Annotated in this window: 23 protein-coding genes; 11 read left to right on the forward strand and 12 right to left on the reverse strand. The window is 66.2% G+C overall.

What is annotated here, in order from left to right; genetic code table 11:
* Positions 1-228: 228 nt before the first annotated feature.
* Positions 229-444 (reverse strand): TIGR02450 family Trp-rich protein, encoded by a 216-nt coding sequence (locus AS93_RS0108720; RefSeq protein ID WP_027590261.1) that lies wholly within the window; start codon positions 442-444, stop codon positions 229-231.
* A complete protein-coding gene (locus tag AS93_RS0108725; RefSeq protein WP_027590262.1) occupies positions 441-1,427 on the reverse strand; it encodes an FAD-dependent oxidoreductase in 987 nt (328 codons plus the stop codon). The genes AS93_RS0108720 and AS93_RS0108725 overlap by 4 nt, the downstream gene beginning before the upstream one ends.
* Before the next feature lie 171 nt (positions 1,428-1,598).
* On the opposite strand from AS93_RS0108725, the gene hemH reads away from it, so the two are divergent.
* Positions 1,599-2,621 carry a ferrochelatase gene (gene hemH, locus AS93_RS0108730; RefSeq protein WP_027590263.1) on the forward strand — a complete coding sequence of 341 codons (1,023 nt, stop codon included), beginning with the start codon at positions 1,599-1,601 and terminating at the stop codon, positions 2,619-2,621.
* Between the two features lie 59 nt (positions 2,622-2,680).
* Here hemH and AS93_RS0108735 read toward each other — a convergent pair whose 3' ends face one another.
* On the reverse strand, positions 2,681-3,127 hold the full coding sequence (locus AS93_RS0108735; protein ID WP_027590264.1) for a PAS sensor domain-containing protein: 447 nt from the start codon (positions 3,125-3,127) through the stop codon (positions 2,681-2,683).
* Positions 3,128-3,271: 144 nt separating this feature from the next.
* On the opposite strand from AS93_RS0108735, the gene AS93_RS0108740 reads away from it, so the two are divergent.
* Positions 3,272-4,207, forward strand: coding sequence for a MerR family transcriptional regulator (locus AS93_RS0108740; RefSeq protein ID WP_027590265.1), 936 nt, complete (start codon positions 3,272-3,274; stop codon positions 4,205-4,207).
* Positions 4,208-4,290: 83 nt separating this feature from the next.
* Here AS93_RS0108740 and AS93_RS0108745 read toward each other — a convergent pair whose 3' ends face one another.
* Both AS93_RS0108745 and AS93_RS0108750 read right to left on the reverse strand, forming a co-directional pair.
* A complete protein-coding gene (locus AS93_RS0108745; protein WP_027590266.1) occupies positions 4,291-4,698 on the reverse strand; it encodes a PA2817 family protein in 408 nt (135 codons plus the stop codon).
* A gap of 69 nt (positions 4,699-4,767) precedes the next feature.
* Positions 4,768-7,215, reverse strand: a complete 2,448-nt coding sequence (locus tag AS93_RS0108750; RefSeq protein WP_027590267.1) for an acyl-CoA dehydrogenase — start codon at positions 7,213-7,215, stop codon at positions 4,768-4,770.
* A gap of 133 nt (positions 7,216-7,348) precedes the next feature.
* Between AS93_RS0108750 and AS93_RS0108755 the strand changes: the two genes are divergently transcribed.
* From AS93_RS0108755 to queF, 3 genes are all read left to right on the forward strand, one after another.
* Positions 7,349-8,281, forward strand: coding sequence for an ABC transporter ATP-binding protein (locus AS93_RS0108755; protein WP_027590268.1), 933 nt, complete (start codon positions 7,349-7,351; stop codon positions 8,279-8,281).
* Positions 8,278-9,054, forward strand: coding sequence for an ABC transporter permease (locus AS93_RS0108760; protein ID WP_027590269.1), 777 nt, complete (start codon positions 8,278-8,280; stop codon positions 9,052-9,054). The genes AS93_RS0108755 and AS93_RS0108760 overlap by 4 nt, the downstream gene beginning before the upstream one ends.
* Positions 9,055-9,123: 69 nt before the next feature.
* Positions 9,124-9,951 (forward strand): NADPH-dependent 7-cyano-7-deazaguanine reductase QueF, encoded by an 828-nt coding sequence (gene queF, locus AS93_RS0108765; protein WP_027590270.1) that lies wholly within the window; start codon positions 9,124-9,126, stop codon positions 9,949-9,951.
* 3 nt (positions 9,952-9,954) lie between these two features.
* On the opposite strand, the gene AS93_RS0108770 is transcribed toward queF, so the two are convergent.
* The 3 genes from AS93_RS0108770 to AS93_RS0108780 form a co-directional block, all read right to left on the reverse strand.
* Entirely contained in the window at positions 9,955-10,221 is a 267-nt protein-coding gene (locus tag AS93_RS0108770; RefSeq protein ID WP_027590271.1) for a DUF4404 family protein, read from the reverse strand.
* A 91-nt stretch (positions 10,222-10,312) separates the two neighbouring features.
* Positions 10,313-11,023 (reverse strand): hypothetical protein, encoded by a 711-nt coding sequence (locus AS93_RS0108775; protein WP_027590272.1) that lies wholly within the window; start codon positions 11,021-11,023, stop codon positions 10,313-10,315.
* A 70-nt stretch (positions 11,024-11,093) separates the two neighbouring features.
* Positions 11,094-11,516 carry a thioesterase family protein gene (locus tag AS93_RS0108780; protein ID WP_037008754.1) on the reverse strand — a complete coding sequence of 141 codons (423 nt, stop codon included), beginning with the start codon at positions 11,514-11,516 and terminating at the stop codon, positions 11,094-11,096.
* A gap of 124 nt (positions 11,517-11,640) precedes the next feature.
* Between AS93_RS0108780 and AS93_RS0108785 the strand changes: the two genes are divergently transcribed.
* The 3 genes from AS93_RS0108785 to rssC all read left to right on the forward strand — a co-directional run bounded on the left by AS93_RS0108785 (position 11,641) and on the right by rssC (position 14,163).
* A complete protein-coding gene (locus tag AS93_RS0108785) occupies positions 11,641-12,345 on the forward strand; it encodes a VacJ family lipoprotein (RefSeq protein WP_051587399.1) in 705 nt (234 codons plus the stop codon).
* A 154-nt stretch (positions 12,346-12,499) separates the two neighbouring features.
* A complete protein-coding gene (rssB, locus tag AS93_RS0108790; RefSeq protein ID WP_027590275.1) occupies positions 12,500-13,684 on the forward strand; it encodes a two-component system response regulator RssB in 1,185 nt (394 codons plus the stop codon).
* Positions 13,681-14,163, forward strand: a complete 483-nt coding sequence (gene rssC, locus AS93_RS0108795; RefSeq protein ID WP_027590276.1) for an anti-sigma factor antagonist RssC — start codon at positions 13,681-13,683, stop codon at positions 14,161-14,163. The genes rssB and rssC overlap by 4 nt, the downstream gene beginning before the upstream one ends.
* 166 nt (positions 14,164-14,329) lie before the next feature.
* On the opposite strand, the gene tal is transcribed toward rssC, so the two are convergent.
* Positions 14,330-15,250, reverse strand: coding sequence for a transaldolase (tal, locus tag AS93_RS0108800; protein ID WP_027590277.1), 921 nt, complete (start codon positions 15,248-15,250; stop codon positions 14,330-14,332).
* A 197-nt stretch (positions 15,251-15,447) separates the two neighbouring features.
* Between tal and AS93_RS0108805 the strand changes: the two genes are divergently transcribed.
* Positions 15,448-15,735 (forward strand): hypothetical protein, encoded by a 288-nt coding sequence (locus tag AS93_RS0108805; protein ID WP_027590278.1) that lies wholly within the window; start codon positions 15,448-15,450, stop codon positions 15,733-15,735.
* Positions 15,736-15,834: 99 nt separating this feature from the next.
* Here the strand turns inward: AS93_RS0108805 and dusA are convergent, their stop codons facing one another.
* Together dusA and AS93_RS0108815 are read right to left on the reverse strand one after the other, a co-directional pair.
* Entirely contained in the window at positions 15,835-16,833 is a 999-nt protein-coding gene (gene dusA / locus AS93_RS0108810; RefSeq protein WP_081798261.1) for a tRNA dihydrouridine(20/20a) synthase DusA, read from the reverse strand.
* A 209-nt stretch (positions 16,834-17,042) separates the two neighbouring features.
* Positions 17,043-18,233, reverse strand: coding sequence for an NAD(P)/FAD-dependent oxidoreductase (locus tag AS93_RS0108815; protein WP_027590280.1), 1,191 nt, complete (start codon positions 18,231-18,233; stop codon positions 17,043-17,045).
* Between the two features lie 152 nt (positions 18,234-18,385).
* Here AS93_RS0108815 and AS93_RS0108820 point away from each other — a divergent pair, with 152 nt between their 5' ends.
* Together AS93_RS0108820 and AS93_RS0108825 are read left to right on the forward strand one after the other, a co-directional pair.
* Positions 18,386-19,141, forward strand: coding sequence for an NAD-dependent deacylase (locus AS93_RS0108820; protein ID WP_027590281.1), 756 nt, complete (start codon positions 18,386-18,388; stop codon positions 19,139-19,141).
* Positions 19,142-19,240: 99 nt separating this feature from the next.
* A complete protein-coding gene (locus AS93_RS0108825) occupies positions 19,241-19,948 on the forward strand; it encodes a tellurite resistance TerB family protein (protein ID WP_027590282.1) in 708 nt (235 codons plus the stop codon).
* A gap of 109 nt (positions 19,949-20,057) precedes the next feature.
* Here the strand turns inward: AS93_RS0108825 and AS93_RS20820 are convergent.
* The coding region (locus tag AS93_RS20820) for a hypothetical protein (protein WP_027590283.1) at positions 20,058-22,288 on the reverse strand (2,231 nt) is incomplete at its 5' end.

The raw sequence follows: 22,288 nt of genomic DNA on the forward strand, positions 1-22,288 counted from the left end.
CAAGTGAGAAATAGCTATAGGCCATATGGTCAGCAAATATTGGCCTTGGGTTAGGGAAACTTGTACACGAAGGGCAAGCGGCCGGCGCGCAGATGAGCGCCGAGGAGCAGGAGCGTTGGCCTAGGTCAGCCAGTTGCTGTTTCCCTTGCTCGGTCAAAAGCTGTACGAGACGGCGTTGTGTATCACTATCGCGGTTAGTGGTGTGCGCGGCGACGCAATACCGGCCGATCATCGCCAGCCGATGGTCCACCGCCGACTGTCGCGAAGCTCGCGCCAGTCGAGGCGCTGCGTGCGCCCGCTGTATACCGCCTGCAAGTCGATCTGCAGCGGTGTGCCGTCCTCGTCACAGATCAGCTCGGTGACCAGAAAATGCTTTTCGCGGTTCTCCGGCTGGCAGGCGGTCCACTTGGACAGTCTGAGCTTGCGGGGATTGAAACGGTTCATGAGCGCTCCAGAAGCTGCAGCGCCGCGTCCCGGCCGCTCAGCCAGGCGTCTTCGACGCGTCCCGACCGGCACCAGTCGCCGCACGCATACAGACCGACTTCCGGGTCCGCCAGCACGCCCGGGCTCAGCGGCTGGGCAGGCCGGGCATAGAGCCAGCGGTGGGCGAGGCTGAAGTCGGAGGGCGGCAGCGGACAGTCGATGGTGGCGGCGAACGCATCGTAGAGGCGGGCGATGACCTGGGTGGCGGGCAGCTCACGGTGCCGTTCGCTCCAGGCGCTGTCGGCATGCAGCACCCAGCTGTCCATGCCGCTGTCGCGGCCGGGTTTGCTGGACGTGCGGGCGAGCCAGTCCAGCGGCGCGCCGCGCACGAAACAGGCTTCAACGGCGCTGGGCAAGGGCTGGCGGAAACCCAGCGCAACGGTCCAGGTGGGGTGCATCGATACGCTGGCAGCGCGCGCCGCCAGGCTCGGTGCCGCGCCGAGCAGGGCGCTGGCCTGGGGCGCCGGTACAGCGACGATCACCTGGCTGAAGGGTCCGTGGCGGTTACCGTCCGTGTCGAGCAGATGCCAGTGGCCGGCGCTTGCCGCGATCTCGGTTACTCGACAGTTGAAGCGTACCGGCAGATCGCCCAGCAGAGCTCGGGTCAGGGCGCTCATGCGCGGGGTGCCGACCCAGCGCTGCGTGTCGTTGTCGACACGCAGCAGATGCCCGTCCTGGTGGCGGTATAGCGCAGGTGTCCAGGGGGCGACCCAGCCGGCGGCCTGCCACTGGGCGACGGCCGCCTGAAAGTGCGCGTCGCGGGCAGTGAAATACGGCGCGCCGATATCCAGATCGCCGATGCTACTGCGCTTGCTGGCCAGCCGGCCGCCGCTGCCACGGCTCTTGTCGAACAGCTGTACGGCACGTCCTGCCTCGGCCAGGGTGCGCGCGGCGGCAAGACCGGCGATGCCGCTGCCGATGATGGCAATCGGATTGTTCTGCATGGGCAACCTCCTGGGTAATGCCAACAGGCTAGCCCGAGCTTAAAAGCTGTACAAGTGTTCGATTGTGTACAAGAATCTCCGGCCGTTGCGGCGGGTGTGTGCGCACGGCGAACGCCGGCCTGTGCTCCCTGCGCTGCCGCGCCTCTTTTCTCTCGGCTACAGGAACATTGCATGACCGATCACGCTCTCGTGCTGGTGAACCTCGGTTCACCGGCCTCCACCGATGTGGCCGATGTGCGCCGCTACCTCAACCAGTTTCTGATGGACCCTCATGTGATCGATCTGCCATGGCCGCTGCGGCGTCTGCTGGTGTCGTTGATCCTGCTGCGTCGGCCGGCGCAGTCCGCCGAGGCCTATGCGTCGATCTGGTGGCCGGAGGGTTCGCCGCTGGTGGAAATCAGTCGCCGTTTGCAGCGGGCGATGCATGCGCACTGGCAGGGGCCGGTGGAACTGGCCATGCGTTATGGCGAGCCGTCCATCGAGCGAGTGCTGCGTCGCCTGGCTGACCAGGGCTGTGAGCGGGTAACCCTGGCGCCGCTCTATCCGCAGTTCGCCGACAGCACCGTGACGACGGTCATCGAGGAGGCGCGGCGGGTGATCCGTCGCCACGGCCTGCGGCTGCGGCTGTCGATCCTGCCGCCGTTCTACGATCAGCCGCTGTACCTGCAGGCGCTGACCACCAGCGCCAGGCCCTATCTGGACGAGAGCTTCGACCACCTGCTGTTGAGCTTTCATGGACTGCCCGAGCGCCATCTGCACAAGCGCGACCCCTCGGGCAGTCATTGCCTGAAAAGCGCCGATTGCTGCCAGCGGGCAGAGGGCGCGGTGCTTGCCACGTGCTATCGCGCGCAATGTCTGAAAACCGCCGAGGGCTTCGCTCGGCTGGCCGGGCTGGCCCCCGAGCAGTGGTCGGTGGCCTTTCAGTCGCGGCTGGGGCGGGCCAAGTGGATCGAGCCCTATACCGAGGCACGCCTGGACGAGCTGGCAGCGCGTGGGGTGAAGAAGCTGCTGGTGATGTGCCCGGCGTTCGTCGCCGATTGCATCGAGACGCTGGAGGAAATTGGCGACCGCGGCCGCGAACAGTTTCTCGCCGCCGGTGGCGAGGAACTGCGCCTGGTGCCCTGCCTGAACGACCACGAGGCCTGGGTGGCGGCGCTGGCCGAGCTGTGTCGCCAGGCGCCCATGGAACTCTGAGGCTGGCCTACGGCCGGGCGGGCGTGGGCTTGATGATCTTCATCACCCGGCGGGGCGTGTCAGGCGTCGCGTTCAGCCAGTTGGCGTTTCAGCTCGGCGACTTCGGCTTCCAGCTGGCGGACCCGCTCGGAAGCCTCGACCTCGACGCTGACGTCCTTCTGGATGCCGATGAAGTAGGTGAGCTGGTCGGCCTCGTTGAACACCGGGGTGATCGACAGTTCATTCCAGAACGGCGTGCCATCCTTGCGGTAGTTGCGGATGATCTGCCGGCACGGCTGGTTGGCGCGGATCGCCTCGCGGATCGCCTGCAGGCCCGGCTGGTCGCGGTCGCCGGACTGCAGGAAACGGCAGTCCTGATAGAGGATGTCGTCCACCGCGTAGCCGGTCAGGCGCTCGAAGGCCGGGTTGGCATAGATGAGGATGTTGTCATCGCCTTCCTGTTCGGCAACCACGATGCCGTCGTTGGAGGCTTCGATGACCAGTTGGAGCAGTTTGGCGTTGATCATGGGGGCGGGTTCCGCAGGTTTTCGCGGCATTCTAGAGCAACCAACCGAGGAAGGAACCCTCTGCTTTTTCCGGGTTGTTAGCAACGGTTACCCCGTCGATGCCTTTGATAGAATGCCGCGCATCCGACCAGCCCTGGTTCCGTCATGAACGAACTCTCCAACGCCATCACGCCCGACGCCGAAGCGCAGCTGCTGCCCATCCGCGAGGTGGTGCGCCTGACCGGCGTCAATCCGGTCACCCTGCGCGCCTGGGAGCGCCGCTATGGGCTGATCCAGCCGTTGCGCACCGAGGGTGGTCATCGCCTGTATTCGCCGGCCGATGTCGAGGCAATCCGCAGCATCCTCACCTGGACCGAGCGCGGCGTGGCGGTCAGCAAGGTCGCGCAACTGCTGGAGCGTGGCGCGAACAGCCGGGCCCAGGCGGCGGCAGTGGTCGAGCCCCGGGTCGGGGAGTGGGGCGAGTGGCAGGCGCGCCTGCGCGAGGCCCTGGCCGATTTCGACGAGTCGCGCCTGGAACAGCTGTACGGCCAGGTGTTTTCCACCTACCCGCTGTCGGTGGTGTTCGAGGACATCCTGCTGCCGCTGTGGCGCGAGCTGGCGCGCGGCGAGGCGTTCGGCCAGACCAGTCGCTGGCTATTCCTCGACGCCTTCCTGCGCGCCCGGGTACTGCAACGTCTGCAACTGGCGCACCGGCCGGGCGAGCAGGCACTGCTGATGGCCGCGCTGCCCGGCCAGTGCCGCGAGCTGGAGCTGCTGGTCGCCGGCCTGTTGCTCAATGGCGATGCCGGCACCGTGCGCCTGCTGCCGCTCGGGCAGCCACTGGATGAACTGAGCCTGGTCTGCCAGGCCGTGCACCCGCGCGCGCTGGTGCTGTATGCCACGCTACCCCCGGACGAGGCCTTGCGCCGCCAGTTGAGCAAGCTGGTGCTGGCGCTGGATTGCCCGCTGGCGCTGTGTGGTGAAGGGTCCGAGCTGGGGCGTGACAGCCTGGCCGGCACGCCCATCGCCTGCCTGGGCACGCCGGGTCCGCTGATGCAGCGCCGCCTGGCGCAGTTCCTGGCCGGGCATCTGGATACCTGAGACAGGTTGGGTTGCGGAGCCTGTCACCCTCTCCCCCGTCCCCTCACCCGTCAAGGGAGAGGGGAGACAGGTGGCGCCGCCGCTCAGTGCTTGGGGCTGTTCTCGGGAAGCGCCAGCAACTGCTTTTCCATGTTCCAGTCGAACGGCTCGCCGGCTTCCTCGGCGGCGTAGCGGCGCTCGTCCAGCTCCTGGTACAGGGCGATTTCCTCGTCAGGCATGTAGTGCAGGCAATCTCCGCCGAAGAACCACAGCAGGTCGCGCGGCACCAGGTGCGCCACCTGCGGGTAGCGGTGGAATACCTGGCAGATCAGGTCCTGGCCGAGGGGGCGATCCTCCGGCACGTGCGGCAGGGATTCGAGCAGATCGTCGAAGCGCTCGAGAAACAGCGCATGGCTGTCGTCGGGAATCTGCTCGGCCTCGCCGAGGGCGATCAGGATGCTGCGCAGGTGGGCGAGCAGGGCCAGGTTGTGGTCGAGGTAGGAAGTGGCCATGGGAAACCTGTCTGTCAAAAGGGCGCGGGAGTATACCCCCACCGCGCCATGCCTTGAAAAACACGCCGTTCAGCGCACCTTGCCGTCGCTGGGTTGCAGGGCTTCCGGAGCGAAAGCGTCCACGTCGATCACGCGCCGGCGCGCCGTTTCCGCCTCGCGCAGCGCCTGGGCCTGGGCCTCGTTGAGCACGCCGTCGGCCACTGCGGTCTCAAGCACGTCGCCACCCCGCGCGGGGTGCAACTGGCCTTCGCGCACGGCGCGCTGCAGCACCTTGCCGATCGCCTCGCTGGATTGCACGTGACGCCACGCATACTCCAGTGCGCCCAGCGCCTGGGATTCATCCTCCGGCAGGTAGACGCCGTCCAGCAGCCGCGCCAGCGCCGGGTCGGCCAGCGGAGCATCGAGCATCGCCGCCAGCTGGGCTTCCAGCGCATCCGACGGTCCCTTGTGGCGCAGGCCGAGGGGGAACACCAGCACCCTTAGCAGCATGGCCAGCGGTCGGTTGGGGAAGTTGTCCAGCAGTTCCGCCAGGGCGGTTTCGGCGCAGCGCAGCGATTCCTCCAGCGCCCAGCGGAGCAGGGGTTCCTGTTCCCTGGGATGGCCGAGATCGTGGAAGCGCTTGAGTGCCGCCGAGCCCAGGTACAGATAGCTGAGGACGTCGCCCAGGCGCGCCGACAGGCGCTCGCGGCGCTTGAGGCTGCCGCCGAGCAGCAGCATGGAGGTGTCGGCCATCAGCGCGAAGGCGGCGGCCAGGCGGTTGAGGTGGCGGAAATAGCGGCGACTGACGCCGTGTCCCGGCGCGGCGCTGAACAGGCCGCCGGTGAGGCCGAGCAGGAAGGCGCTGGCGGCGTTGCTGACCGCGAAGCCCGTGTGCTCCAGCAGCACCCGGTCGAAGGCTTCCAGGGTGGCGTCGCTGTCCTCGGCAGCGGCCAGTTCCATTTCCTTCAATACGTAGGGGTGGCTGCGGATGGCGCCCTGGCCGAAGATCATCAGGTTGCGCGAGAGGATGTTGGCGCCTTCCACGGTGATGAAGATCGGCGCGCCCTGCCAGGCGCGGGCCAGGTAGTTGTTGGGGCCCATGATGATGCCCTTGCCGCCGTGGATATCCATGGCGTGGGCGATGCATTCGCGGCCGCGTTCGGTGAGGTGGTACTTGAGCACGGCGGAGAGCACCGAGGGCTTCTCGCCCAGGTCCACGGCGCGGGCGGTGAGTACCCGCGCCGCATCCATCAGCCAGGCGTTGCCGGCCAGGCGTCCCAGCGGGGCCTGGATGCCCTCGAAGGCGGAAAGCGGCACGTTGAACTGTTCGCGGATGCGCGCGTAACGGCCGCTGGCGTAGGCGCAGGTCTTCGCCGCGCTGGTGCCTACCGCCGGCAGCGAGATGGAGCGACCCACCGACAGGCAGTTCATCAGCATCATCCAGCCTTTGCCGAGCATGGCCGGCCCGCCGATGATCGCGTCCAGCGGCACGAACACGTCCTTGCCGGCATTCGGGCCGTTCATGAAGGCCGCGCCCAGCGGCAGGTGGCGCTTGCCGATGTCGATGCCGGGCAGGTTGGTGGGGATCAGCGCCAGGGTGATGCCCAGCTCGTCCTGTTCGCCCAGCAGATGGTCCGGGTCATAGGCCTTGAAGGCCAGGCCGAGCAGGGTGGCCACCGGGCCGAGGGTGATATAGCGCTTCTCCCAGTTCAGGCGCAGGCCGAGCACTTCTTCGCCCTCCCATTGCCCGCGGCAGATGACGCCGCTGTCCGGCATGGCGCCGGCGTCGGAGCCGGCCAGCGGGCCGGTGAGGGCGAAGCAGGGGATTTCCTCGCCACGCGCCAGGCGCGGCAGGTAGCGCTGGCGCTGTTCGTCGGTGCCGTAATGCAGCAGCAGTTCGGCCGGGCCAAGGGAGTTGGGCACCATCACGGTGGAGGCCAGGTCGGCGCTGCGGGTGGCCAGCTTCATGACGATCTGCGAATGGGCGAGGGCGGAGAAGCCCTTGCCGCCGTATTCGCGCGGGATGATCAGGCCGAAGAAGCCCTGTTCCTTGATGAAGGCCCAGGCCTCCGGCGGCAGGTCCATGCGCTGTCCGATGTCCCAGTCGCTGACCATGGCGCACAGCTGCTCGGTGGGGCCGTCGACGAAGGCCTGCTCCTCGGCCGTCAACGCCGGGGCGGGCACGGCCAGCAACTGGTTCCAGTCCGGGCGACCGCTGAACAGCTGGCCGTCCCACCACACGGTGCCGGCCTCGATGGCGTCGCGCTCGGTATCCGACATGGGCGGCAGCACGCCGCGGAACCACCGCAGTGCTGGCGCGGTGATGCGCCGCCGGCGCAGGTCGGGCATCAGCACCGGCAGGGCCACCGCCACCCAGAGCAGGGCCAGGATCAGCATCAGTCCGCCGGGCGCCACCTCGGTGAGCGTCATGGCGACCAGGTACACGGCGACGATGATCAGGCTGGTCAGCGCCGGCAGGCGCAGGTGGGCAAGCAGCAGAATGCCGAACAGCAGCACGAGTAGCCAGACGGCGAGCATGGGTGTCCTCCGGGTCGGTGAGCGTCCGGTTCAGCATAGGCGTTTCAGACGCGCCGAATGTTACCGGTCTTGCATTTGTCGACTGTCGCCCCCATTTGTGCGGGTTCTTCCAGAAACGCGTGCGTGCCTTCCTATGAGTTCCGCCCTGTCCATCCGGCAGCTGACCAAGACCTACGGCAACGGCTTCCAGGCCCTGCATGGCATCGACCTGGACGTCGCCGAAGGCGACTTCTTCGCCTTGCTCGGCCCCAACGGCGCCGGCAAGTCCACCACCATCGGCATTCTCTCCACCCTGGTGACCAAGACCTCGGGTTCGGTGCAGGTGTTCGGCCACGACCTGGACCGTGACCCGGTCGGCCTCAAGCGCTGCCTGGGCGTGGTGCCCCAGGAGTTCAACTTCAACCAGTTCGAGAAGGTGTTCGACATCGTCGTCACCCAGGCCGGTTACTACGGCATCCCCATGCGGGTGGCCAAGGAGCGCGCCGAGCAGTACCTGACCCAGCTGGGCCTGTGGGACAAGCGCAACGTGCCCTCGCGCATGCTCTCCGGCGGCATGAAGCGCCGGCTGATGATCGCCCGCGCGCTGATCCACCAGCCGCGCTTGCTGATCCTCGACGAGCCCACCGCCGGCGTGGACATCGAGCTGCGCCGCTCGATGTGGAACTTCATCACCGAGCTGAACCGCCAGGGGGTGACCATCATCCTCACCACCCACTACCTGGAGGAAGCCGAGCAGCTGTGCCGCAACATCGCGATCATCGATCACGGGCGCATCGTCGAGAACACCAGCATGCGCGGCCTGCTGCAGTCGCTGCACGTGGAAACCTTCCTGCTCGACCTCAAGGAAGCGCAGCTGCTGGCGCCGGAGCTGGACGGCTACCCGGCGCGCCTGCTGGACGGGCGTACCCTGGAGGTGCAGGTGGAGAAGGAACAGGGCATCACCAACCTGTTCGGCCAGCTGCAGCGGCAGGGCATCGAGGTACAGAGCCTGCGCAACAAGAGCAATCGCCTGGAGGAACTGTTCGTGTCCCTGGTGGAGAAGAACCTGAGCAAGGTGGCGAAATGAACGAGCTGCGTCCCAACCTGATCGCCCTGCACACCATCGTCTACCGGGAAGTGCGGCGCTTCCTGCGCATCTGGCCGCAGACCCTGCTGCCGCCGGCCATCACCATGGCGCTGTATTTCGTGATCTTCGGCAACCTGATCGGCGCGCGCATCGGCGAGATGGACGGCCTGCCCTACATGGACTTCATCGTGCCGGGGCTGATCATGATGTCGGTGATCACCAACGCCTACAGCAACGTGGTGTCGAGCTTCTTCGGCAGCAAGTTCCAGCGCAACATCGAGGAGCTGATGGTGGCGCCGGTGTCGCCGCACATCATCCTGGTCGGCTACGTGGCCGGCGGCGTGCTGCGCGGCCTGGGCGTGGCGCTGATCGTCACCGTGCTGTCGCTGTTCTTCACCCAGCTGCAGGTGCACCACCTGGGCGTGACGATCCTGGTCATCCTGCTGGCGGCGACCATCTTCGCCCTGGGCGGCTTCATCAACGCCGCCTATGCGCGCAGCTTCGACGACATCTCGATCATCCCCACCTTCGTGCTCACGCCGCTGACGTACCTGGGCGGGGTGTTCTACTCGATCCACCTGCTGTCGCCGTTCTGGCAGAGCGTCTCGCTGGCCAACCCGATCCTGCACATGGTGAATGCCTTCCGCTACGGCATCCTCGGCGTATCCGACATCCACATCGGCACCGCCATCGGCTTCATGCTGCTGGCCACCGCCGTGCTCTACCTGTTCTGCATCCACCTGCTGAAAAGCGGGCGGGGCCTGCGCCAGTAAGCGGCCGGGCGGTGCCGATCCGCGTGGCCGCGCTTATACTGCGCGGCCCGTTTTTCGTCAGGTAACGCCATGCATCCGGCCGAACATTCGCCGCTGGGCAAGTCCAGCGAGTACGTCGACCACTACAGTCCCGAGCTGCTTTACCCCATCCCGCGCGCGCCGAAGTGGGCGGAGCTGGGGCTGCAGGCCGGCCAGCTGCCCTATCAGGGCGTGGATTACTGGAACTGCTACGAGCTGTCCTGGCTGCTGCCGTCCGGCAAGCCGGTGGTGGCCATCGGCGAGTTCGCCATTCCGGCCGATTCGCCGAACATCATCGAATCCAAGTCCTTCAAGCTCTACCTCAACTCCCTGAACCAGACCCCGTTCGCCGATACGCAGGCGGTGTGCGAAGCGCTGCGGCGCGACCTGTCGGTAGTGGCCGGCGCGCCGGTCGGCGTGCGGGTGCGCAGCCTGGACGAGGTGGGCGAGGAGGGCGTGGCCCGCTTGCCGGGCCGTTGCATCGATGCGCTGGATGTCGAAATCACCGGCTACGACCATCCGCGCCCGGAGCTGCTGCGCTGCGACCCGCATCGCCAGGTCGACGAATGCCTGCACAGCCACCTGCTGAAATCCAACTGCCCGGTCACCGGCCAGCCGGACTGGGGCAGTGTGGTGGTCGATTACCAGGGCCCGGCGCTGGATCCGGCCAGCCTGCTGGCCTACCTGATCAGCTTCCGCCAGCATCGCGACTTCCACGAGCAGTGCGTGGAGCGCATCTTCCTGGACCTGCAACGCCTGCTGCAGCCGCGGCGGCTGACCGTCTACGCGCGCTACGTGCGCCGCGGCGGGCTGGACATCAATCCCTACCGCAGCAGCGAGGCGTTGCAGGTGGACAACCGCCGGCTGGTGCGCCAGTAGGCGTCAGATACCCATGCTGACCAGACTCTGCATGATGTTGCGCAGGGTGCCGGCCAGCGTGGGGTGGCTGACCTCGAAACGCTCCACGGCCAGGTTGATGCCGTCCACCAGCGTCTCGTCGGCAGGCGGCGGGCTTTGCAGTGCCAACTGGGTTTCGATCTGCTCGATCAGCGCCTGAATGGCGCCGCGCTCGTCGGCGTCCAGCGGTGGCGTCTGTTCGAGCTGGTCGCGCAACTGTTCGAGCTGCTTGCGAAGTTCCTGTGCGGGCATGGCGGTACTCCCTTGGTCCATCGCCCGCCGGACGGCAGGCGTTGCCCTAAAGATAAGGCAGTGCCCGGCAGTTCGCCTGTGACACGGGGTATCAGGGTTTTTCACCCTTGGCCCGTCGCTTGGCCAGGTCCGCCAGGCAGCTGGCCAGGTCGCCCAGGTCGTCGATGACCGAATGCGCACCCAACTGGTACAGCTCCAGGGTGGCCACGGTACGTAGCGACTTCTGCTCCAAGGGCGTCAGGCTCTGCCAGTCCGAAAGGCTCAGCCCGCACTGACTGCCGCTGGTCGCCAAGCCGATGGTCCAGAGCCCGGCGCGCAGGCCGGCCTCCAGCAGGCGTGTATCGCTACATACCAGAACGCTGCCTTCCAGGTGCGGAATGTTCAGTTGGCTGAGCGCCTCCCAGCAGGCGTCCGGCGCCGGCCAGGGGCGGGTCTCGGTGCCGGGAAATCCCGCCAGCCAGCCCGGCAGGCGCGAGGCCAGCGCCTGGCAGACGGTATCCGGCAACTCCTCCAGCCAGGCGCAGGGCACGCCCTGGCGGTGCAGGGTTTCCAGGGTGGCCAGCGCATTCGGCGTGGGCTGGGCTCGAGCCAGGGCCTGCTCGCGCAGGTCGGCCTGGGCTTGCCAGTCCTGCACCCGGGCGGCCCGTTCCAGGCGGCTGCTGAGGGCCAGGTTGCCCAGGCTCACGCGTGGCGCCTGGAGCGGCTGCCGGGCTTGACGTACCACGTATGCACCATGATCGACCAGACATCCGGACAGGCCGAACAGCACGGCGGTAAACAGCTGTGGGCGGGCGCTCATCATGCGGTTCCTCTTTGCTTGAGAGGAGCAGGCTAGAGTTGCCCGGTGACGGTTCGATGACGTAGGGGGCGTCTCAGACAGGCGGTGCTAACAGCGCGCGCAGGCCGGGCGGCACCGGCACCGAACGGTTTGCCGCATGCTCGATCCACACCAGCTTGCAGAAGCCTTCCCCGTACAGGATGCCCGGCTCCGCCTCGGTATACAGGCGGTGTTCCAGGGTCAGGCTGCTGCGACCCAGCGCGCCGGCATACAGCTCGACGACTACCGTGGCCGGATGGACCACGGGACGCAGGTAGGTGTGCTGCACTTGCAGCACCACCGGACCTTCCGGCCCATGGTCGATGTCCATGGAAAGACTGGCGAACCAGGCGATGCGTGCCTCCTCCAGATACTGCACATAGCGGGTGTTGTTGACGTGGCCGTAGCTGTCCATGTCGCCCCAGCGTACCGGGATGCGGCAGGCGTGCAGCAGGCGAGGGGTGTCGGACGCGGACATGGGGGTGCCTCTCTGTGGGGAACTGGCCGTATACTTCGCGGCTTTGCCGGCTCCGGCGCGTCTGGAATCGGGTTTCCGCCGGTTGGCGGGGGCGACACACTACGAATCTCGAGGAGGTACTGCAATGGCTGTTTTCGCCGTCGGCATGTCAGTGACGGTCCGTTGCCTGGCGGTCTGTGCTGTCCTGGCGTTGCCATTACAGGCGGCAGCGCAGGCTCACGAGGACGATCCATGGGAAGGCTTCAACCGCTCGATGTTCGCCTTCAACGAGACCTTGGACACCTATGCGCTGAAGCCGCTGGCCAAGGGGTATCGCACCGTGACGCCGGACTTCCTGGAAACCGGCATCGGCAATGTCTTCAGCAATGTGGGCGAGGTGCGCAACCTGACCAACAACCTGCTGCAAGGCAAGCTGCACGCGGCGGGCGTGGATACCGCGCGCCTGCTGTTCAACTCCACCTTCGGGCTGCTGGGTTTCTTCGACGTGGCCACGCGGATGGGCCTGCAGCGCAACGACGAGGACTTCGGCCAAACCCTCGGCGTCTGGGGGCTGGGCAGCGGGCCGTACCTGGTGCTGCCGTTCCTGGGGCCGAGCACGGTGCGCGACGGCCTGGCCCGCTTCCCCGACAGCTACAACGGTCTCTATACCCATCTGGACCACGTGCGTACCCGCAACCAGTTGCTGGGTCTGGATGTAGTGGATACGCGGGCGAGCTTCCTGGACGCCGAGCGCCTCATCCAGGGCGACAAGTACACCTTCCTGCGCAACGTGTACCTGCAGAACCGCGAGTTCAAGGTGCGCGACGGCATGATCGAGGACGATTTCTGAGCCTGGCCATAGCCCTTTGGGCGTACGCCCGCAAGCTTGAATCGCCTGTCGGATGGGAGTACCGTCTGCGCCGTGTCGAGAACTCCCTATACTTCGCCGTGCTTCCGCCGGCCAATCAGTCCATCGCATCCGGCGCCGTATGCCTGGAAATCCCATGCACAATCCCAGTGCCAAACTGCTGATCATTGATGACGACGAGGCTGTGCGAACCAGCCTCGCGGCTTATCTGGAGGACAGCGGATTCACGGTCGCGCAGGCCAGCAACGGGCATCAGGGCCTGGAAATCTTCCAGCAGGAACACCCGGACCTGGTGATCTGCGACCTGCGCATGCCGCAGATCGACGGCCTGGAGCTGATCCGCCGCATCGGCGAGCTGAACGATACCGCTCCGGTGATCGTGGTGTCCGGGGCCGGCGTGATGAACGACGTGGTCGAGGCCCTGCGCCTGGGTGCCGCCGATTACCTGATCAAACCCCTGGAAGACCTGGCGGTGCTGGAGCACTCCATCCGCCGGGCCCTGGATCGCGCGCGCCTGCGCCACGAGAACGCGGTGTACAGCGAGAGGCTGGAGGCCACCAACCGCGAGCTGCAGGCCAGCCTGCACCTGCTGCAGGAAGACCAGGACGCCGGCCGCCAGGTGCAGATCAGCCTGCTGCCGGACACCCCTTGGACGGCGGACGGCTTCAGCTTCTCCCACCAGATCATCCCTTCGCTGTATCTCTCCGGTGACTTCGTCGACTACTTTCGCCTCGACGACCGGCGCATCGCCTTCTACCTGGCCGATGTTTCCGGGCATGGCGCCTCCTCGGCGTTCGTCACCGTGCTGCTCAAGTTCATGACCACGCGGCTGCTCTACGAGTCGCGGCGCGGTGGCAAGCTGCCCGAGTTCAAGCCCTCCGACGTGCTGGGTCACATCAATCGGGGCCTGATCAACCTCAAGCTCGGCAAGCACGTGACCATGCTGGGCGGGATCATCGACCTGCCCACCGATCGGCTGACCTACAGTATCGGTGGCCATCTTCCGCTACCGGTGCTTTACCAGAACGGTCAGGCCGAATATCTGCAGGGTCGCGGCCTGCCGGTGGGGCTGTTCGAGGAAGCCACCTTCGAGGACCGCGAGATCCAGCTGCCCGAGGCGTTCAGCCTGACGCTGCTCTCGGACGGCATTCTCGATCTTTTGCCGGGTGAGACACTCAAAGAAAAGGAGGCTGCGTTGCCCAGGATGATTGGCGCGGCAGGTGGAACCCTGGAGGGTCTGCGACAGACTTTTGGATTGAATGAACTGGGCGACATGCCGGACGACATCGCCCTCCTGGTACTGAGCAGGAATCTTGAATGAGTAACGGCAAGATCCAGTTTGCCGAGCAGGAAGGCACCTTCGTACTCAAGTTCATCGGCGAGATACGCCTGACCCTCTGCTCCGTGCTGGATTCCACCATCGAACAGATCTTCTCTGCGACGAACTTTTCGAGCATCGTCATCGACCTGATCGACACCCGCAGCATCGACAGCACCACCCTCGGACTGCTGGCCAAGCTGTCGATCCTGTCGCGGCAGAAGGTCGGGCTGCTTCCCACCCTGGTGACCCGCAACCCGGACATCACCCGGCTGCTGCACTCCATGGGGTTCGATCAGGTGTTCAACATCGTCGACCAGCCGCAGATCACCCCGGAAAGCCTGCGCGACCTGCCGTGCCAGGACGTCTCCGAGGAGGAAGTGCGCCACCGGGTGCTGGAAGCCCACCGCATCCTGATGAGCCTCAACGACTCCAACCGCCAGGCGTTCCGCGATCTGGTCGAGGCGCTGGAACGCAGCTGAGTCGGGCGGGGCATGAAAAAGGCGATGCCGGTTGCATCGCCTTTTGTCGTTTTGCCGGGAGGCGGCGCCTTTCCGGCCGCCGAAGGCGCTCACGGCCTGGCCTTGAGTGCCCGCTCCTCAAGGGTGGCCAAGGCTGCGCCTTGACCACCCTACGAAACCCCAGGCCTCAGCCGCGCAATAGGGCTTCCAGCTTCTCCTGATCCCGCGCAAACAGGCGAATGCCCTCGGCCAGCTTCTCGGTGGCCATGGCATCTTCGTTCAGCGCCCAGCGGAACGCGCTTTCATCCAGCACCTGACGGGGTTCACCGGCGGCGCCCGGTTGTAGCTGGCGCTGCAGCGGGCTTTCATCCTCGGACAGCTTCTGCAGCAGCTCCGGGCTGATGGTCAGGCGATCGCAGCCGGCCAGCGCCTCGATCTGCCCCAGGTTGCGGAAGCTGGCGCCCATCACCACCGTCGAGTAGCCGTTGGCCTTGTAGTAGTCGTAGATGCGCGTCACCGAGCGCACGCCCGGATCTTCCGCGCCCACGTAATCGCGGCCCTCGGCCTTCTTGTACCAGTCGTAGATGCGCCCCACGAAGGGGGAGATCAGGTACACGCCCGCATCGGCGCAGGCCGCCGCCTGGGCGAAGGAAAACAGCAGGGTCAGGTTGGTCTGGATGCCGGACTGTTCCAGGCGTTCGGCGGCGCGGATGCCTTCCCAGGTCGCGGCGACCTTGATCAGTACCCGCTCGCGGCCGATGCCGGCCCGATCGTAGAGATCGATCAGGCGCTCGGCGCGGCGCTGGGTGGCTTCGCTGTCGAAGGACAGGCGGGCATCCACCTCGGTGGAGATGCGCCCGGGTATGACCTTGAGGATCTCCCCGCCTACCGCGACGGCGAAATGGTCGCAGGCCAGGCCGGTATCGCCGCCAGCGGCCCGCGTGGCGTTCTGCAGCAGATCGGCATAGCGGGGCAGGGCGGCCGCCTTGAGCAGCAGTGACGGATTGGTGGTGGCGTCCACCGGCTTGAGGCGAGCGATGGCATCCAGGTCGCCGGTATCGGCAACCACGGTGGTGAAGGCTTTCAACTGGTCCAGCTTGGAAGGCATGGGGCACCTGCGATGACTTGAAGAAACGTCGTCCCTGACGCGGCGGTCGCCGCACGGAAAATCACAGGAGGATAACAGAGGCCCGGGGACGCGCCAGGACGCGGGTCAATGGATAGCAGGCATTTTGTATCGCTGCCCTTGATTCCTGCGCCGCCGCCCGCATTAATCAAGGCTTATTCAATAACGGGGAACAACCCATGGCGCTGGTGGACGACATCCGCAACGAAATTGCCGAACTGATCGAGTCGGCCGAGGAAACCAAGGGTCACGCCGAGAACTATCTCCGTCAGCCGGACGAGGAGGAGCATGCCGAGGAAGACCGCGATCGCGCCGCCGCCGTCATCCAGCGCATGAACGAGCTGCTGGCGGCGCTGAAGGCCGTCGATCTTGGCGAGGCATCGGTGGAAGAGGTTTCCAACCTGATCGACAGCACGGAGCTGGCTCTCGACCAGGCCGACGAGGCGCTCGACGAACTGGGTCTGTAACGCGCGCGTAGGGTGGTCGACGTCGTTTTCGGCCACCGAGATGCCAACATCGAATGGCGGCCGGTACAACGCTGACCACCCTACGCACAGCGGCGGGGTTTACCGTCCGGCCAGCACTTCGATGGCCTGATCCAGCAGCCCCAATGGATCGTCGGTCTTTTGCACGTCCACCGACAGCAATTGCCGGAAACGCCGCGCCCCGGGGAAACCCTGGGCCAGACCCAGCGTATGACGGGTCACATGGTGCATCACGCCGCCCTCGGCCAGATGCCGCTCGATGTAGGGGCGCAGGCGCGCCAGCGCCTCGCTGCGACTGATCACGGGCGCCGTGCTGCCGAACAGGCGCTGATCCACCTCGGCCAGCAGGTAGGCGTTGTGATACGCCTCGCGGCCGAGCATCACCCCGTCGAACACCTGCAGGTGCTCCTCGCAGGCCTCCAGCGTCTTGATGCCGCCGTTGAGCACCAGCTCCAGATCGGGGAAGTCCCGCTTCAAGTGCGCGGCCACGTCATAACGCAGCGGCGGCACCTCGCGGTTCTCCTTGGGCGACAGGCCCTCGAGAATGGCGATGCGTGCGTGCACGGTGAAGCTGCGGCAACCGGCCTCGCTGACCTGGCCGACGAAATCGCACAGCTCGGCATAGCTGTCACGGCCATTGATGCCGATACGGTGCTTGACCGTCACCGGAATCGACACGGCGTCCTGCATGGCCTTCACGCACTCGGCCACCAGCGCCGGATGCGCCATCAGGCAGGCGCCGATCAGGTTGTTCTGCACCCGATCGCTCGGGCAGCCCACGTTCAGGTTCACCTCGTCGTATCCCGCCGCTTCCGCCATCTTCGCGCACGCCGCCAGCTCAGCCGGGTTGCTGCCGCCCAGCTGCAGGGCCAATGGATGCTCGCACTCGTCATAGCGCAGGAAGCGCTGGGCATCGCCATTCAGCAGGGCGCCGGTGGTCACCATTTCCGTGTAGAGCAGGGTGTGACGCGAGAGCTGACGGGCCAGGAACCGGAAATGGCGATCAGTCCAGTCCATCATCGGCGCGATGGAGAAACGACGGCTCAAGGGCTGCTGGGAGACTGGGGTTTTTTCCACGATACGACCGCACTGACACTGAAAAAGGAAAACGACGGGCGCCAAGGCGCCGAAGGGCGCGCAGTATACAGGGGCGAACGCGGTTCGAGTCCGCGTTCAGTTCAATGGCTTCCAGCGCGGGCAGCTGCAAAATGGCGGCGGCGCATTACCTGTAGAAGCGAATTCATTCGCGAGCTTTTAGCGTCGGCCCGCACGAAAAGCTTCGCGCTCCCTCAGACAAACTCCGCCGCCGCCACCGCGCTGGACCACGCCCACTGGAAGTTGAATCCGCCCAGATGGCCGGTCACGTCGACCACTTCGCCTATGAAGAACAGCCCCGGTAGCGTCTTGCACTCCATCGACTTGGATGACAGGACATCGGTATCCACCCCGCCCAGGGCTACCTCGGCGGTGCGATAGCCTTCCGTGCCGGACGGCTTGACCACCCACTCGTGCAAGCCTTGCGCAAAGGCATCCATGTCCGCGCCGTTCAGTTGCGCCAGGGTGTGATTGGTCCATGGCGTCGACGCCAGCCAATGTTCGGCGAATTTCTGGGTCGTCAGCTCCGCCAGCCAGTTGCGCAGCAGCACCTTGGGCCGCTGATGCTGCGCCTGGCGCAGGCTCTGGGCCAGATCCTGGTCGGGCAGCAGGTTGATGGTCAGCGCATCGCCTTCTTCCCAGTACGACGAAATCTGCAACATCGCCGGACCGCTCAAGCCGCGATGGGTGAACAGCATGTCGTCGGTGAAGCTCTTGCCCGGCACGCTGACGTCCACCCGCAGCGCCGTGCCGCTCAACGCGCTGCACAGCGCCTTGTGCTGATCGGTAATGGTGAATGGCACCAGGCCGGCGCGAGTGGGGTACACCGGCAGCCCGAACTGACGGGCGAGCTCATAGCCAAAGCCACTGGCGCCCAGGGTCGGAATCGACGGGCCGCCGGTGGCAATCACCAGGGATTCGCAGCCCAGCTGCTGGCCGGCGGCGCGCAACTGGAAACGGCAGCCTGCCGTGCTGCTGGACTCGATGCGGGTCACCTCGGTGTCCAGGCGAATCTGCACGCCGTACTGCTCGCATTCGCTCAGCAGCATGTCGAGGATGTCGGAGGCCTTGTGGTCGCAGAACAGCTGGCCGTCTTTCTTCTCGTGGTAGGCAATGCCGTAGCGTTCCACCAGGGCGATGAAGTCCCACTGGGTGTAACGCTTCAATGCCGATTTGCAGAAGTGCGGGTTATGGCTGAGGTATTTGTCGGGCGCAATAAAGTAGTTGGTGAAGTTGCACCGGCCGCCGCCCGACATGAGGATTTTCTTGCCGGCCTTGTTGGCGTGGTCCAGCACCAGCACCTGGCGCCCACGCGCGGCTGCGTTGGCCGCGCACATCAGACCGGCCGCTCCGGCACCGATGACAATGACTTCGAACTTCTGCAGCATCGTTGCCCTACTGAAATGACGTGCCAAACAAGCGGCGCGCATTATGCCACGCCGTCCAGGCGCCACGACGCGTCCTGACCGGTGAGACACAGGCCGCGCGCTCCATGGATAATCCCCGGCGATCCGTTGGCCGCCCGGAGCCTGACATGCTGATCCCCGATGCTCTTTCGATTGCACTGCGCAAGGCCCGCCACCTGGTGGTGTTCACTGGCGCCGGGGTGTCCGCCGAGAGCGGCATTCCCACCTTCCGCGATGCCCTGAGCGGCCTGTGGGAACGCTTCGATCCCGCCGAGCTGGCCACGCCTTCGGCCTTCCGGCGTGATCCGGCGCTGGTCTGGGGCTGGTACGAATGGCGCCGCATGAAGGTGCTGCAGGCCCAGCCCAACCCGGCGCACCGCGCCATCGCCGCGCTGGCCGAGCGGGTGCCGAAACTGACGCTGATCACCCAGAACGTCGACGACCTGCACGAGCGTGCCGGCAGTCGCGACGTCATCCACCTGCACGGCAGCCTGCATGCGCCGCGCTGCTTTGCCTGCGGCCGCCCGCATGCAATCAGCGAAGTACCTGAGGAGCCCGCCGAGGGCCGCCGCCTGGAGCCGCCGCGCTGCCAGCGCTGCAACGGCAAGGTGCGACCCGGCGTGGTGTGGTTTGGCGAGGCGCTGCCGGAAGCCGCCTTGCGGGCTGCCTTCAAGGCGGCCGGAGAATGCGATGTGCTGCTGTCAGTCGGCACCTCCGGCGTGGTGCAGCCGGCGGCGTCGATTCCGCTGCTGGCGCTGCAGGCCGGCGCGACCGTCGCGCACATCAACCCGCAGCCCTCCGGTCAGGGCGGTGCGCGGGAATTCTCCCTGGCCGGCGCGGCGGGGGTGGTGCTGCCCGAGCTGCTGGGCCAGTTGGATGCCCGCTGAATAACAGCCGCTCGAACGCAATATCCGGACGCAAATGCGCCACGCCGGGGGTGGCGGTCAGGCTTTACTCTGACTGCCATTTTCTTCGGAGGACGCGCGATGAACACCCGAGGTTTACTCGACCAGTTGCTCAAATCCGGTCAGGAACTGCTGCAGAAGCAGGGCGGAAGCCTTACCGGCAAACCGGGAATCGGCGGGCTGTCCGGTAGCACGGGCGCAAACAACGGCTTGGGCGGCCTGCTGTCCGGCGCCGGTGGCGGGGCCCTGGCTGGCGGTGCGATGGCCCTGCTGCTGGGCAACAAGAAGGCGCGCAAGCTCGGCGGCAAGGCCCTGACCTATGGCGGCCTGGCGGCGCTCGGCGTGCTGGCCTACAAGGCCTATGGCAACTGGCAGGCTCAGCAGGGCGCGGCGCAGCAGCGCGAGCCGCAGACCCTCGACCGGCTGCCACCGGCCCAGGTGGAACAGCACAGCCAGGCAATCCTCAAGGCGCTGGTGGCGGCGGCCAAGGCCGACGGGCATGTGGATGCACGCGAGACGGCGCTGATCGAAGGTGAATTCGCCAAACTCGACAACGATCCCGACCTGCAGCGCTGGCTGCACGCCGAACTGAACAAGCCGCTCGACCCGGCCGATGTCGCCCGTGCCGCCCGTACGCCGGAAATGGCCAGCGAGATGTACCTGGCCAGCGTCCTGATGGTGGACGAGGAGCACTTCATGGAGCGCGCCTACCTCGACGAGCTGGCCAAGCAACTGAGGCTTGATCCGGCCCTCAAGGCCGAGCTGGAACGGCAGGTTCGCCAGGCCTGATTTGAGTCTTGACGCAAAACCGCCGCCCTTGGGGCGGCGGTTTTGTTTGGGCTGCCGGTGGGGGCTGATGGACTGCGGCCTCGCCCTCGCGTGACCGGCAACAGGAGCCTCAGGGGCGGGAGTCCCCTGGCTGGGGGCCGGCCTCGCTCGAACCCGCTTCCGTGACGGCGCTGTCAGCCGTGGGCGCCGCTTCCGGCAAGGCAAACACCTGAACGCGCAGCCGCTGCTCCAGTCTGGTCGGGCCGGCATGGTGAAGGTACCAGCCCATGGCGACGTGATTGCCGCTGTCGGAAAGGCGAATCCGGGGATAGGCCGCCTTGAGTCCGCTGCCAACGTCCGTGACGCTGGCAGTCATCTGCCCCAGCAGGTTCGGCTCGCCGCCCTGAATGTCGAACAGATAGCTGGTGGCCCGCAGGTTGCGGTACTTCTCTTCGGTTTCCACGCCGGTCAGCAGGCGGCGGCCGTCGGGACTCAGCTGCAGCTCCTGATGGACCTGGCTTTCCGAGAAGACCTTGCTATTGCTCATGCGGAGCCAGGTCATGGTCATCAACTCCATCCTGCGTGGGGCGCTGACCTGAAGCTTGTCGCTGCCGCGTCGACCTTGCCACTCGATGCGCTGGCGCAGGCGCCACTGGCCGTGTTCATCCCGCTCCCAGACGCTGATGGCCGGGTAGCCGAGCGCCACGGTCACCGGGGCGTTGAGCGAGGTGTAGTCGGTGCTGTTGCTTTCCACCTGCTGGTATTCGCTCACGGCAAGCGTTTGCCCATCGCGACTCAACGTCTGAAACGCGCCCAGCACTTCGCTGCCCGCAGCGCGAGCGCGCTCCGCGAAGCCCTTGTCCAGGCTCAGCTTCTTGCCGCTGCGGCTCAACTCCAGTATCTCGGCGGCAAAGTTGACCCCGAAGCGCTCGCTCTTGTAGATGCCGAGCATCAGCGTTTCGGCGCGGGGGCCCACCGAGAGTGAGCCGAGCGAATAGCCGGTGTTACCCGGCAGGTCCATGACCGCCAGGGGCGCGCGTGACTGATCGACGGCGAACACCGCCACCTGGCTGGCGCTGGCCAGCACCAGAAACTTACCCTCGGGGCTGAGCTGGTAATGCCAGTAGGGGAAGCCCTCGAAGGGATCGCGACCCTGCCATTCAGGCAGTCGGTAGTCGACGGGTTGCCGGCCTGGCTGCAGGCGCTGCAACAGATCGCAGGAACGCCCGCACTGCGGCAGATAGATGCCCCGGTGATTCGGCCGCGGGTCGGCCTGCCACAGCCCCAGCCCATAGGGCCCGGAGGCCTCATAGGCGGTCAGCGGCTCCAGTGTCTGGCTAAGCATGTCCAGGCGTGCCAGGTTCACCCCGTCGTTGGCGATCCCCAGGAAGTCGGCGTTGCTCGGCAGTCGGGTGAGCAGGCTGAGGGATTCGGGCTGATCGAAGGCGCCGAAGCGGTGGTAGGGGATAGCTTCAGGTTTCTCATCGCTGCTGGCGGACGGATATCCATGTCGCGATTGCAGTCGATACAGGGCCGTGCGGTCGGCGGTGTACAGGGCGGCCAGTCGGGGGCCCATGGCAGACCAGGCACGCGGCCGGGGGTCCGGAGGCGGGGGCGGAGCCTCTACGGGCACCTGCTGGGGCACATACGTATAGCTGGAGCGGCCGGAGCAACCATCGGCAAGCAGCATGATCAGCACGAACAGGGCAATTATGACCCCGACCACCGCACCCGGGCTGCCCGCCGATGTCGGTGTCGGCGGGAGGGGTTGGACAACCGGTGGGGTAGGCGCGTGTTGCACTGGAGTGTGCTGACGCCGCGTGGGCTTGCGTACCTCGACCTTGGTGCTGGCGCGTGCGCAGTGGGGACATGCGTTGCCCCAATAGCTGTGGTCGCTGTCGCCTGAGCAGGCTTTCAGCCGCGCCTTTGCCTGCTCCAGAAGCGTCACCCAGTCCTGCGCCGAAGGCCGGCGGGTGCTGGTGAAACTGCTGTCGAAGGCCTCGCGCAGAATCCGCGGGAAGTCCCGGTGGATGCTCCAGGGTGAAGGTTTGATGTCGCGGTGCGGTTGCAGACCGTAGGGATAAAAGCCGCCGGCGATGCGGTTCTGGTTATCGCTGGGAATCTCGCGCTGGCCGTCAGGCACGCCCTGATAGGGGTGCAGGCCGCCGTTGATCAGCTTAAACAGGATCACCGCCAGGGCGAAGGCGTCCTGGGGCTGACGCAGGGCCTGCGGGGCCTGTTTGGCGCGGAAGGCTTCCGGGGCGATGAAGCCGGCGGTGAATTGGTGCGCCGGAAAGTATTCGGTGGTGCCCTGGACGGCAAAGCCGTCGCAGTCCACCACGGCGACATCGGCGCTGCGCC

The sequence above is a fragment of the Pseudomonas sp. RL genome (assembly GCF_000647775.1).
GTDB classification, from domain to species: domain Bacteria; phylum Pseudomonadota; class Gammaproteobacteria; order Pseudomonadales; family Pseudomonadaceae; genus Serpens; species Serpens flexibilis.